Origin of the sequence: Rhizobium rhododendri (assembly GCF_007000325.2) — a bacterium.
Taxonomy (GTDB): domain Bacteria; phylum Pseudomonadota; class Alphaproteobacteria; order Rhizobiales; family Rhizobiaceae; genus Rhizobium; species Rhizobium rhododendri.
On sequence record NZ_CP117267.1, the window covers coordinates 281,902 to 294,587 of the forward strand.

General features: G+C 60.1%; 13 protein-coding genes and 1 tRNA gene. 12 read left to right on the forward strand and 2 right to left on the reverse strand.

The features are described from left to right. Positions 1-403 precede the first annotated feature (403 nt). From PR018_RS01365 to PR018_RS01395, 7 genes are all read left to right on the forward strand, one after another. Positions 404-480, forward strand: a tRNA-His gene (locus tag PR018_RS01365). A gap of 219 nt (positions 481-699) precedes the next feature. Further along, positions 700-1,356, forward strand: a complete 657-nt coding sequence (locus PR018_RS01370) for a response regulator (RefSeq protein WP_142824054.1) — start codon at positions 700-702, stop codon at positions 1,354-1,356. Continuing rightward, a complete protein-coding gene (locus PR018_RS01375; protein WP_142824055.1) occupies positions 1,353-2,732 on the forward strand; it encodes a sensor histidine kinase in 1,380 nt (459 codons plus the stop codon). The genes PR018_RS01370 and PR018_RS01375 overlap by 4 nt, the downstream gene beginning before the upstream one ends. A gap of 85 nt (positions 2,733-2,817) precedes the next feature. Further along, on the forward strand, positions 2,818-3,438 hold the full coding sequence (locus PR018_RS01380) for a glycosyltransferase family 29 protein (protein WP_142824056.1): 621 nt from the start codon (positions 2,818-2,820) through the stop codon (positions 3,436-3,438). A 108-nt stretch (positions 3,439-3,546) separates the two neighbouring features. After that, on the forward strand, positions 3,547-4,380 hold the full coding sequence (locus tag PR018_RS01385; protein ID WP_142824057.1) for a glycosyltransferase family 25 protein: 834 nt from the start codon (positions 3,547-3,549) through the stop codon (positions 4,378-4,380). A 9-nt stretch (positions 4,381-4,389) separates the two neighbouring features. Then, the gene (locus PR018_RS01390; protein WP_142824058.1) at positions 4,390-5,091 is read left to right on the forward strand and encodes a polysaccharide deacetylase family protein; all 702 of its coding nucleotides are present in this window, start codon (positions 4,390-4,392) and stop codon (positions 5,089-5,091) included. Between the two features lie 15 nt (positions 5,092-5,106). Then, complete coding sequence (locus PR018_RS01395; protein WP_142824059.1) at positions 5,107-6,447, forward strand: O-antigen ligase family protein; 1,341 nt, start codon at positions 5,107-5,109, stop codon at positions 6,445-6,447. A gap of 7 nt (positions 6,448-6,454) precedes the next feature. Here the strand turns inward: PR018_RS01395 and PR018_RS01400 are convergent, their stop codons facing one another. Beyond that, complete coding sequence (locus PR018_RS01400; RefSeq protein WP_142829232.1) at positions 6,455-6,730, reverse strand: hypothetical protein; 276 nt, start codon at positions 6,728-6,730, stop codon at positions 6,455-6,457. Between the two features lie 181 nt (positions 6,731-6,911). Between PR018_RS01400 and PR018_RS01405 the strand changes: the two genes are divergently transcribed. Continuing rightward, complete coding sequence (locus PR018_RS01405; protein ID WP_142824061.1) at positions 6,912-7,340, forward strand: DUF4174 domain-containing protein; 429 nt, start codon at positions 6,912-6,914, stop codon at positions 7,338-7,340. A 33-nt stretch (positions 7,341-7,373) separates the two neighbouring features. Further along, entirely contained in the window at positions 7,374-7,529 is a 156-nt protein-coding gene (locus PR018_RS01410; RefSeq protein ID WP_162854765.1) for a hypothetical protein, read from the forward strand. A 9-nt stretch (positions 7,530-7,538) separates the two neighbouring features. Here the strand turns inward: PR018_RS01410 and PR018_RS01415 are convergent, their stop codons facing one another. Continuing rightward, entirely contained in the window at positions 7,539-8,420 is an 882-nt protein-coding gene (locus tag PR018_RS01415; RefSeq protein WP_142824062.1) for a LysR family transcriptional regulator, read from the reverse strand. 118 nt (positions 8,421-8,538) lie between these two features. Here PR018_RS01415 and PR018_RS01420 point away from each other — a divergent pair, with 118 nt between their 5' ends. From PR018_RS01420 to PR018_RS01430, 3 genes are all read left to right on the forward strand, one after another. Beyond that, positions 8,539-10,035, forward strand: coding sequence for a CoA-acylating methylmalonate-semialdehyde dehydrogenase (locus PR018_RS01420; RefSeq protein ID WP_142824063.1), 1,497 nt, complete (start codon positions 8,539-8,541; stop codon positions 10,033-10,035). Between the two features lie 170 nt (positions 10,036-10,205). Further along, positions 10,206-10,694: an iron-responsive transcriptional regulator RirA gene (rirA, locus tag PR018_RS01425; RefSeq protein ID WP_142824064.1), complete on the forward strand. Its 489-nt coding sequence runs from the start codon at positions 10,206-10,208 to the stop codon at positions 10,692-10,694. Between the two features lie 352 nt (positions 10,695-11,046). Next, positions 11,047-12,642 (forward strand): ABC transporter substrate-binding protein, encoded by a 1,596-nt coding sequence (locus tag PR018_RS01430; RefSeq protein ID WP_142824065.1) that lies wholly within the window; start codon positions 11,047-11,049, stop codon positions 12,640-12,642. Positions 12,643-12,686 lie beyond the last annotated feature (44 nt).

Below are 12,686 nucleotides of genomic sequence, written 5' to 3' on the forward strand. Positions count from 1 at the left end.
TTAATATAGGTGACGCTCCGTCCGGTCCAGCAAGTGCCAATGCTTTCGCCAGAAAGGGTTAATGGACGGCCCCGATATGCCGCCGCAAGCTCTCCGCAATGCCGAAGACACGGCATACCCGCTTCATGACATCACTATCGGCGTTGCTACCTTATCCACAGCCGGCCGATTTTCAATCGCCCCCGATGCGTCATCCACGGCCTTGAGGCCCCATTGGCGCCCAATCCGGCAACGAATATGCGCGCGGAACAAAAAGAGGTTCTTTCAAGCACGACCGCAGCTACATCGTGCCGCCGGGCCAGAGCCGGGGCCCATAGGCATTTTTCTCAATTCGCCGAGATAGGGCTTGAAAAAAAACTGAACTCCCAGTATTTCACCCGAGTTGCGTCCAGACGCGGCATGTGCGGTTGTAGCTCAGTTGGTTAGAGCGCAGGTTTGTGGATCCTGAGGTCGGTGGTTCGATTCCACCCAACCGTACCATTATTTCCATTTTCTTTATGACGCTTCGTTTAGTCAATGGACGGACGCCCGTAGTGGGTTGATGCCTGATCATACGGCGCAATACCCAACTACCAAAAAAACCTCACAAACCACGCTTTGCCTGCTGGCGTTGACGCTATTCGGTCTTAAACTGGGCGCAGATGCGGATTGGGGATGTTGGCGTCTCCAGTCCAGTTTTCAAGCCCGGTGAAGGTTTTCATGCGTATCCTGCTTATCGAGGACGACCATATCCTTGGCTCATCGTTGAAGAAGGCCATGGAGAAGCATGCCTATGGCATCGACTGGCTGCGGGACGGCGAGGCGGGGCTTGCGGCGGCCGAGTCGTCGGAGTTTGCAGCCATCGTGCTGGACCTCAACCTGCCGAAGCTGAATGGCATCGGCGTCCTCAAGGCGTTGCGCAAGCAGGGGAACGATGTGCCCGTCCTGCTGCTGACCGCGCTCGACAGCGTTCTCCAGAAGGTCGACGGCCTCGACCAGGGCGCGGACGACTACATGGTCAAGCCTTTCGATCTCGACGAGCTGCTGGCCCGTTTGCGCGCCCTGATCCGCCGCCGCGAGGGGCGCGTCGAGACGACAATCCGGTGTGGCGAGGTCGAGGTCGATCCCGCCGCAATGGTGGCCCGCCGCAACGGGCAGTCGGTGCCGCTGACGGCCAAGGAATTCCATCTGCTCAAGCTGCTGATGGAACGCAGCGGCCGCTACGTCACGAAGAACGATATCGAGTATGCGCTCTACGACGCCCAGAACGCTGTGGAGAGCAACACCACCGAGGTGACGATCTACAATCTGCGCAAGAAGCTGGGATCGGAATTCATCAAGTCGATCCGCGGTGTCGGATACATGATCGAGCGATGACCCGGGCAACGCTCACCAGCAAACTCTATCTGCGCATCATTCCGGTCATCGTCATTGCCATCAGCGTGATCGGATTGCTGGCGTTCAAGAGCGCCCGGCACGAAATCGACAATATTTATGATGCCCAGCTGATCAACGAGGCCAATGTCCTGTGGGGATTGCTGCAACGGCCGCTGTTGCGCCAGACGGACGATCCGCCCCGCAGGATCGACGATATCGACTTCAAGATGGACAACCAGCTGTCCTTCAATCAGGACGCCGACGACTACGCCGACGCGCATATGGTTCGCGCCTGGAAAGACGGGAAAATCCAGGTTTTCAGCAGCACCGCCTTCCAGGCCGACATGCCCGAGCAGAAGGCCGGATTTCATACGATAAATTACAAGGGCGAGCGCTGGCGGGTGTATGCCTTGCCCATTCCCAATACGACGATTGCCATGGAGGTCGGCGAGAAGATCGCGCTGCGCGACAGGCTGATATCGAATATCCTGCGCAACCTGGTGTTTCCGCTCTTTGTTCTGCTGCCGATCATCGCCTTCCTGATCTGGCTCGGCATCAACCGGGGGCTTGCCCCGATGAGCGACTTCGTTCGGCAGATCCGCCTGCGCTCGCCCGACGACCTCTCGGCCATCCCCGTCGAGGGCTTGCCGCTGGACCTGATGCCGCTCGGCACCTCGATCAATCAACTACTCGACAAGCTAGGCCACTCGCTCACCCTGGAGCGGCGGTTTTCGGATCTCGTGGCGCATGAGTTGCGCACACCGCAGGCAGGCGTCAAGCTGCTGCTGCAGATGCTGCGTGACACGGAGGCGGGTCGTGAGAGGGATGCGATCGTCGCGGATCTGGTCGAAAGCAACAATCGGGCGATGCACCTGATCGAACAGCTTCTGCGACTGGCGCGGGTCAGCCATCACCCGCTCAAGCTCGATGCGGTTCCGCTCTACCACCTTGTGGCGTCCATCGCGGCCGGTTTCGGCAGCCGCATCACCGCCAAGCGGCTCGACCTTTCCCTGCAGGGCAGCGAAGACGCCGAGGTGCTGACGGACGAATCCCTGCTGCAGCTGATGATCAGCAACCTGCTCGACAATGCGCTGAAATATACGCCGGAGGATGGTAAGGTCGAGGTGACGATCATGCCGGATGGCGAGGCATGGCTGCTGTCCATCGACGACACCGGTCCAGGCATCCCGGCAGACCAGAGGTCGGCGGTTTTCCAGCGGTTTTACAGGGTGGACTCACCGCAGGAGCAGGGATCGGGACTGGGTCTGGCGATCGTGGCAGACGTGGCGACCCGCCTGGCTGTCACCATCGATCTGTCGACGCCCAGCTGGGGATACGGCCTCAGCGTCCGTGTCCGCCTGCCCGCACCTGCGTGAACAGCCTCCGAGCAGCTGCAGCCATCAGTTTCATATCATCGACGCTTGCTAGTCACGCGCGCTCTTGCAAACTGGAAACCAGACGTTGTCGCGCAAAACGGCCATCATCGTCGGCAACGGAGAATTGCCGGCCGACCTCTCGCCTGTCGTCGATGCGGCCGATTTCGTCTTGCGCTTCAACGAGCCGAAACTCTCCATCGGCATGAGCGGAACGAGGACCGACCTCTTGATGCTGGCGACGTCCAGCAAGCCGATGCAGCGGCGCCTCCGCGATTCGGCCTTCTATACCAGTCCGACATTCCAGGCGGCTAAGACCGTCCTGCTGGTCTATCATCCTGCGATCCTGCGCACCTATCATCCGAAGCCAAATATATTGTCGTGGCTGAAGGGCCGCAGGTCTGACTGGACGCAGCAGACGATCGAGCGCGTCGGGTCGGCTGGAAAAGAGATCCGCATCATGCCGCCGCAGTTCTACAAGGCCGGGTGCACAGAGCTTGGCCTGTCCGAGGCCGACATGCATCGGATATTCCCGAGCACCGGCTTTTTCGGACTTTACCATTGTCTGCAGCAGTTTCCCGCCGACCGGTGGGACATAAAGCTCTGCGGTTTCAGCTGGGAGGGATGGAAGCGCCACAGCTGGGACGGCGAGCGGAGTTGGGTGGCAAACCACGTTGCCGAAGGCCGGCTCACGCTGATCGGCCCTTGATCGCCGACGAGGTTGCCGCCGCTCTTCAGTTTGGCTTCACTTTCACCTAAGGCATCGATCAGATCCGTCTTCTAGACCGTCCATGGCCACGAAACCGAGGACGTATCGATGCACAACGCCTATCATCTGGAGCGGCCGCAGACCCTGGGCCTGCAGAAGCGTGCGACGAGCGTCGAAACCAGCCTGTCCTTGAAGGTGGAGCCATCCGCAAGGCCGCAGACGATCAAGGCATTCATCGTCCACCTTGGCCGCGCAAAGCAGCGTGCGGGCCAGGTCGAGCGGCTTGTGGAAACCTTGCCGGTGCCGGCCGAAGTCATCGAGGCCGTCGATGGCCTCGCTCTCAGCCAGGCCGACAGGGAGCGCGTCTACCACCGCAATCTGCATAAGCCGGCCTATCCCTTCCAGTTGAGCAACTCCGAGATCGCCTGCTTCCTGTCCCATCGGAAAGCCTGGGCGGCCATCGTCGAGCAGGGGCTGGATGCGGGCTTTGTCATCGAGGACGATGTCGAGCTGACTGCAGATTTCCCGGCAGCTTTTGCGGCTGCCAGCGCCTGCCTGACGCCGGGCGCATTCGTGCGCTTTCCGTTCCGGGACAACCGCGAGAGCGGCGAGGAAGTGTTTGCGCAGGATGCCGCCCGCGTCATCCGCCCGCAGGTCATCGGCCTCGGCATGGTTGCCCAGCTGGTCAGCCGTGGCGCCGCGATCCGCCTTCTGCAGGCCACCGAGATATTCGATCGGCCTGTCGACACGATGGTTCAGATGGAGTGGCTTTTGCATCTGTCACCGCTTACGGTGCTGCCGGGTGGCGTTCGCGAGATATCGTCGACCCTCGGAGGCACAAGCATGAAGCGCCACAGCACCTTCGCCGATAAACTGACCCGCGAGGTCATGCGTCCGCTGTACCGGGCCAAGGTGGCATTTCGTTCGCGATACTTCGTCTGAGGATCAGGATTGTCCGTTCCCATCCTCACCTACCACCAGATCGCCGTTCCCCCGTCGCGTCGGATACCGTTTCGGAGCATGGCCGTGCATCCGGATGATTTCCGGCGGCAGATGCATTTGCTGAAACGGTTTGGTTTCCAGGGCCTGTCGCTGCGCGAGGCGCTTCCCTACGTCAACGGCAAGAAGAAGGGCAAGGTCGTCGCCATCACCTTCGACGACAGCTATGCCAACGTTCATGAAAATGCCTTGCCGGTGCTGCGCGACTGCGGATTTACAGCGACGAATTTCGTCGTCGCCAATCAGATCGGTGGCCGCAACGAATGGGATATTCCGCTGGGCGTCCCGCCGTCGGCCTGCATGAACCTCGCACAATTGCGCGAATGGACGGCCCTCGGCAACGAGATCGGCTCCCACACGATGGATCACGCCCGCCTGCCGGACCTGTCGGCCGAGGATGCATGGAACCAGATTTTCCTGTCGCGGGTTGCGCTGGAGGATACGATCGACGACGAAGTCTCCTCCTTCTGCTTTCCCTACGGCGACGAGCGTTCCCTGCATCGCCAACTGGCGATAGAAGCCGGTTACAGCGTTGCGACGACGACCTGGCGCCGGCGGGCTCGCAAGTGCGACGATCCTTTCGGGCTGCCGCGGCTGACGATCCGCCGCAACGATTCATGGCTGCATTTCCTGAAGAAATGTCTTGTTGGCTAAGCGGGGGGCGTGCGTTTGCCGGGATCTGAAGCGCTGAAGCGAAACGCGTCGGAATGGCTTGTCGTCCTGCTATGGGTTGTAACCGCATCCGCGACGCTGATCGAAAACGACGCTTATCGCTACAGCGGCATTCTTCTTTTCGCCTACGGCCTGTATCGCTATCTCGCAATGGCAGAAAGACCGGCTGTCGGTTTGCCGGCATGGCTCTGCGTCGGATGGGGCAGTTACGCGCTCGGCCGCTTCCTGCTGCAATATCTTCTGGGAGCGGGCCATCCCCAGGGGGATGGCGAACTGATGTATGCGATGCCGCTGGCGTTCCCGAGCCTCGGCTTTGCGATGTTCATCGGCTGGCAGCAAATGCAGAAGGTGATCGCCACCTATTTCGGCGTTGCCCTTGCCACCCTGCTGTTCACCACCCGTTACCGGGCGATCATGGCCGGTGAAACCGTGCGGCCGCTGATCCAGCACAATCAGATCCACGGAGCGGTATGCTGCGGCGTCATCCTGATCTCCGCCTGCTTCTGGTTTATCCATTGTCGCAAATGCCCGACGGTCTCAAGGCAGTTGAGGACCTATGCCAGCATCGTCGCGCCGCTTGTCGCCATGCTCTGCATCTTCTGCATCTACGGGGCAAAATCCAAGGGCGTCTGGCTGGCGCTCGGCTTCTCCGGCCCCTTGCTGCTCCTGTCCATCGTCGGCTGGTTTCGCTCGAAGGCCGGACTCGCCTTCATCGGCTGCTTCGTGCTGTTGCTCGCAGCCGGCGGTTACTTCGTCTGGGGCAATCTGGAGAAAACTGCCGGACCGACCTTCATGGCGACCACGGGGCTCTATCAGGACATCGCTGCCGGAGAGCCGATCGGCAAGGCCGTGGCGGCCCGTATCGATGATGCGACGACGCCAAGGGCCATGGACGAACGACTGCAACTCTGGTCGAACGCCTGGGAACTTGTTGCCAGTGCGCCGCTGTTCGGCCTCGGAAACGCCTGGGAACCGCGCTGGCACAAGACCCACTATACGTCGGTCGACTACAACGCCATGCACAACGGATATCTGGAAATTCTCGTGCGGTATGGCGCGGTTGGTAGCGTATTTCTGGCTTTCATGGCTGTTGTCATGCTGCTTCAGGTCCAACGTGCCGCAAAGCTCGGCCTCGTTCCCCCGGCGGCCTTCCATGGCTACCTTCTCGTGCAGATATTCTTTGCCATCACGCTTCTCAGCAACTCCAACAATCGGCTGGCAATTGGTGAAACCATCATCATGCTGAGTTTCACGTTCGCGTTGGCCTGTAATCTCAGGATCCGTGCCAGCGCCAGCGAGGCGCGCGAAGGCATCGTCCTGGAGCGAGCTGGCACTTAAGTCTTCCTCAAGCCCAGCCGCCCACCGCATGTGTGGCAAGACGGGCTGCGGGGAGGGCGATCATGGCAAGCGGGAGCAAAAACCGAGGGTCCGGTTTGTGGCCAGGAATGAAGCATCCGACCATGCCGAGGCAGAGTGACAACCAGAACGCCTTCAGTGTGCTGACATCGGCACAAGCGAGAAAAGCATAGGACGCGAAAAACATCGCTGTCCCGCAGGTGGAGCGCGCAATGACGGCGCAGGGGTCGTTTGCCACGTCCGTGAATGTTATCTTCGAATGCATGCCGCCGCTCCCCGTCTATACGCTAGCAAAGACGAAGTGACCGATCCAGTCGTTCTGCAGCGGTACATGGAGTTATCGCTTCTCTTGCCGGTCGCCGATACGTTCAGTCGCGGGCAAGGTTGCGGATTTGTCATGGAACCGCTCCGACCGATTTCCGTTGAATGGATGACGGGAGATTTACATGAACAAGACACTTCTCTACGGCGCCACAAAAGTCGATGGTTCCACCGCCGTATCAAGCCTCGATATCTACCAGTGGAAAAGCCGTGTGCTGGTGATTTTTACGGACACCGACAACGCGCGCTGCAGCCGGCAGGAAAACCTGCTGCTCTCCGACAGGGAGGGACTGCAGGAACGTGATCTGGTCGTTCTGAAAGTGACGCAACACAACGCGGATGCGGTTTTCGGTGATGCCGGCCCGTTGGATGCGGACCGTCTCCGGGAAGAACTGGAAGCGCCTGAAGCCGGCATCTTCGCCGCGATCCTGATCGGCAAGGACGGCAGCGTCAAATTGCGTGCGGTCGAGCCGGTTGCCTGCGAGGAACTGTTCGAGATCATCGACGGAATGCCGATGCGCGCCGCAGAGACCACCCGCCAGCAAGACCGCTGATTTCCAATCCGCAAACCTTTGAAAGGAGCACCAATGTCTCAGCCCCTGAAGCCCGAAGAACAGCCCCCGATGCCGGCCCCGGGATGGACGCCTGTCCCGCCTATCGGCGAGCCAGAGCCCGACACCCTGCCGGACGAGGTGCCGCTGCCCAATCCGGACGAGAACGACGAGCCGCCGATGCAGGTGTGATCCTGCCCCTCAGAGAAACATGCCTCTTTCGTCGGTGACCAGTTCCTGAAGATAGTCGACGACGGTCCGGACGCGTATCAGGTCGCGTGCGGACTCGTGATAGGTCGTCCAGTAGGCCCGGCGTATGCTGGCGTCCGGCAGGATCTGGATCAATTCCGGATATTGGCGGGCAATATAGTCGTGGAGGATACCCACCCCTGCACCAGAACGCACCGCTTCGGTCTGGCCGATAGCTGTCGAGATTTCGAATGACGCATCCCAATTTCGCATCACCTCGTTGGTGAAGGCGAGGGACGCGGTGAAAATCAGATCCTCGACATAGCCGATCCGGAGATGCGATTTCAGGGCGTCCACGCTGCCTGGCACTCCGGCGCGGTCAAGATAGGCCTGCGAGGCATAGAGGCCGAGCGAATAGTCGGTGAGTTTCGCCGATATCAGGCGCCCTTGCTCAGGTCGCTCCAGCGTGATGGCGATGTCGGCTTCACGCTGCGAGAGCGAGAACGAGCGCGGCACGGGGACCAGCTGGATGCGCAATTCCGGATGCCGGGCGATCAGCTTGCCGAGCCTCGGTGCGAGGAACGATACGCCGAAGCCGTCAGGTGCGCCGATACGCACCGTTCCGGCTACCGTGCTGTCGAGGTGCCCGACGCTCGCCTGCGCGCGCAGCATCTCGGCCTCCATCCTTTCCGCAGCATGCAGGAAGATTTCACCCTCGGCCGTCAGTTCGCAACCGTTGGTCCGGCGCACCAGCAGCCGCGTCTTCAGCCGCTGCTCGAGCGTCGTCACCCGGCGGCTGAGCGTTGCGTGGTTGACGCCGAGCCGTTTAGACGCGGCGAGGATCTGCCCGGTCCGGGCGACGGCGAGAAACATGCGAACGTCGTCCCAGTCCATGATCGACCTTATGTCTATTTATGCACAACGGTTGATTATAGCAGCACATTGATTTGTGCAAATTGAAGTGCGAATGTCGGCCATCGTAAAACTGAGAGAAACCAGGGTAGGAGGCACCATGCGCGAGATCGGTCATTTCATCGGCGGCAAGGCCGTAGCCGGCACCAGCGGCCGCACCAGCAATATCTTCAATCCGGCCACCGGCGAAATCCAGGCGACCGTCGCGCTGGCAAGCGTCGAGGAGATGCGCGCCGCCGTTGCCAACGCCAAGGCAGCCCAGCCGAAATGGGCCGCCACCAACCCGCAGCGCCGCGCCCGCGTCTTCTTCAAGTTTGTCGAACTGCTCAACAAGCACATGGACGAACTGGCCGAGCTGCTGTCGCGCGAACACGGCAAGACCATCGAGGATTCCAAGGGCGACATCATTCGTGGCCTGGAAGTCTGCGAGTTCGTCTGCGGCATCCCGCACCTGCAGAAGGGCGAGTTCACCGAGGGCGCAGGTCCGGCCATCGACATGTATTCCATGCGCCAGGCTGTCGGCATCGGCGCCGGCATCACGCCGTTCAATTTCCCGGCAATGATCCCGATGTGGATGTTTGCTCCTGCCATCGCTTGTGGCAACGCCTTCATCCTGAAGCCCTCGGAGCGCGATCCGTCCGTGCCAATGCGTCTGGCCGAACTGATGATCGAAGCCGGTCTGCCGGCCGGCATCCTCAACGTCGTCAACGGTGACAAGGGCGCGGTCGACGCCATCCTCACCGATCCCGATATCGGCGCCATCTCTTTCGTCGGCTCCACGCCGATTGCCCGCTATGTCTACGGCACGGCGGCGATGAACGGCAAGCGGGCGCAGTGCTTCGGCGGCGCCAAGAACCACATGATCATCATGCCCGACGCCGATCTCGACCAGGCTGCGAACGCCCTGATGGGCGCCGGCTACGGCTCGGCCGGAGAGCGCTGCATGGCGATCTCGGTCGCCGTCCCGGTTGGCGAGGAAACCGCCAACCGTCTTATCGCCAAGCTGACGCCGATGGTCGAAGCCCTGCGCATCGGCCCCTACACAGATGAAAAGGCCGATCTCGGCCCGCTCGTCACCAAGGAAGCCCAGGCCCGCGTCACCGGCCTGATCGATCGCGGTGTGGAAGAGGGCGCCAAGCTCGTGGTCGATGGCCGCGGCTTCAAGCTGCAGGGCTATGAAGACGGCTATTTCGTCGGCGGCTGCCTGTTCGACAACGTTACGCCGGACATGGACATCTACAAGACCGAAATCTTCGGACCTGTTCTCTCCGTCGTTCGCGCCAAGAACTATGAAGAAGCGCTCGAACTGCCGATGAAGCACGAATACGGCAACGGCGTCGCCATCTATACCCGCGACGGCGATGCCGCCCGCGACTTCGCCTCGCGCATCAACATCGGCATGATCGGCATCAACGTGCCGATCCCTGTGCCGCTTGCCTACCACTCCTTCGGCGGCTGGAAGGCATCGAGCTTCGGTGACCTCAACCAGCACGGCTCGGACTCGATCAAGTTCTGGACCAAGACCAAGACGATCACCGCCCGCTGGCCATCCGGCATCAAGGACGGTGCCGAATTCGTCATGCCGACGATGAAGTAAAAGTCTTCAAGTGATCGACTTATCGACGGGCTCCCCTCAAGGGAGCCCGTTGACGTTGAGAGCCTGTGATGAAAACGAGTAAACGTGAACGAAAATTTCATCTTTTGGAATTGTTCAAAACTACCGTTGGTCCTATATACTTGGCTGAGGCTTTGATTCAGGAGACTGGCATGCGTTTGACCAAACAGACCAACTACGCGGTTCGCATGCTGATGTACTGCGCTGCCAACGAGGGCTACCTCAGCCGTATTCCTGAGATCGCCAAGGCCTATGGCGTTTCCGAGCTTTTCCTCTTCAAGATCCTGCAGCCGTTGACCAAGGCCGGCCTCATCGACACCGTGCGTGGCCGAAATGGCGGCGTGCGTCTCGGTCGTGCTGCCGACAAGATCAGCCTCTTCGATGTCGTCAAGGTCACCGAGGATAGTTTTGCAATGGCCGAATGCTTCGAGGACGGCGCTGTCGAATGCCCGTTGGTCGATAGCTGCGGCTTGAACTCGGCGTTGCGCAAGGCGCTCAATGCCTTTTTCGACGTGCTGGCAGATTATTCGATCGACGATCTCGTCAAGGCCCGTCCGCAGATCAACTTCCTGCTCGGCATCACCGATCGCGATCACAATGCCCTGAACAAGCGCATCGCCATCGCCGCCCCGGCAGCCTGAAGCTCTCCTCCGTCGCTCCGTCGTTTGATATGACAGCGCCTCCGCCATCGCGGATGCGGCTAGGTTGGGCTGTGACAAGTCCGTGCTGGCGCATCGTTCTTGGCCTGGTTGGAAGTACTTTAGCCCGCTTCAATTCGGAATCGCCTGTTCGGCCTGTCTAAAGCAACTAGTCAGATTTTGTTGTGTCTGCAGAAGGCGCGAATAAAACATCTGCTAAACTTGACCATCCGGAAAATTTTTGCCTTTGACATGTTGCTTTCGCCTCACAAATGTCGTTCCATCGCCACGCTCTGCGGATTGCATGGCCGCAAACACACAACTTCGAATAAGAACAAATTTGGGAAACGGCACCATGAAAAAGATCTCTGTTCTCTTGGCAGCGACGGCCCTGGCTTCGGTCATGGCAACGTCCGCCTGGTCTAAAACCCTGGTATACTGCTCGGAAGCATCGCCAGAGGGCTTCGACCCTGGCCTCTACACCGGCGGTCAGACCTTCGATGCGTCGTCGCGGACGGTTTACAATCGCCTGGTCGAGTTCAAGCATGGCGGCACCGAGATCGAGCCGGGTCTTGCCGAGAGCTGGACGATTTCTCCCGATGGCAAGGAATACACCTTCAAGCTGCGCCCGGGCGTCAAGTTCCAGACCACGGATTTCTTCACCCCGACCCGCGAGCTGACCGCCGACGACGTGATTTTCTCGTTCAATCGCCAGCTGAAGTCTGACAATCCCTGGAACAAGTACGTCGAAGGCGCATCCTGGGAATATTCCGCCGGCATGGGCTTCCCCGATCTGGTCAAGTCGATCGACAAGGTCGATGACCACACCGTCAAGTTCGTGCTGAACAAGCCCGAAGCGCCGTTCCTCGCCGACCTTGCGATGGACTTCGCATCGATCCTGTCGAAGGAATATGCCGACAAGCTGCAGGCTGACGGCAAGATGCCAATGTTGAACCAGCAGCCGCTTGGCACTGGTCCGTTCACCTTCGTCGCCTACCAGCCCGACGCCGTCATTCGCTACAAGGCCAACGACACCTATTGGCATGGCAAGGAAAAGATCGACGATCTCGTCTTCGCCATCACCACGGATGCTGCCGTTCGCGCCCAGAAGATGAAGGCCGGCGAATGCCATATCATGCCTTACCCGAACGCCGCCGACGTGGCTGATCTGAAGAAGGACCCTAACCTCAACGTGCTCGAGCAGCCTGGCCTGAACGTCTCGTTCCTCGCCTACAACACGATGGTTGCCCCGTTCGACAAGCCTGAAGTGCGCCGCGCGCTCAACATGGCCGTCAACAAGCAGGCCATCGTCGACGCCGTATTCCAGGGTGCTGCTGCCGTTGCCAAGAACCCGATCCCGCCGACAATGTGGTCGTACAACGACGCCGTAAAGGACGACAAGTACGATCCGGAAGCTGCCAAGAAGGCCCTCGAGGCTGCAGGCATCAAAGACCTGAAGATGAAGATCTGGGCCATGCCCGTCTCGCGTCCCTACATGCTGAACGCCCGTCGTGCAGCTGAACTGATGCAGTCGGATCTTGCCAAGATCGGCGTCACCGTCGAAATCGTCTCCTACGAATGGGCCGAATACCTGAAGCTGTCGAAGGACAAGGCCCGTGATGGCGCCGCCATCCTCGGCTGGACGGGCGACAATGGCGATCCGGACAACTTCCTCGACACGCTGCTCGGCTGCGAAGCCGTCGGCGGCAACAATCGCGCTCAGTGGTGCAACAAGGAGTTCGACAAGCTGGTGAAGGCTGCCAAGCAGACCTCCGATCAGGCCGAACGCACCAAGCTGTACGAAGAGGCGCAGGTCGTCTTCAAGCGCGAAGCCCCATGGAATACGCTCGACCACTCCATCGCCTTTGCGCCGATCAGCAAGAAGGTTACGGGTTACTTCATGGACCCGCTCGGCATTCACCGCTTTGACGGCGTGGATATCGCTGAATAAGATAGTACCCTAAAATCCGGTTCCCGGGCTTCATCCGGCGGTCA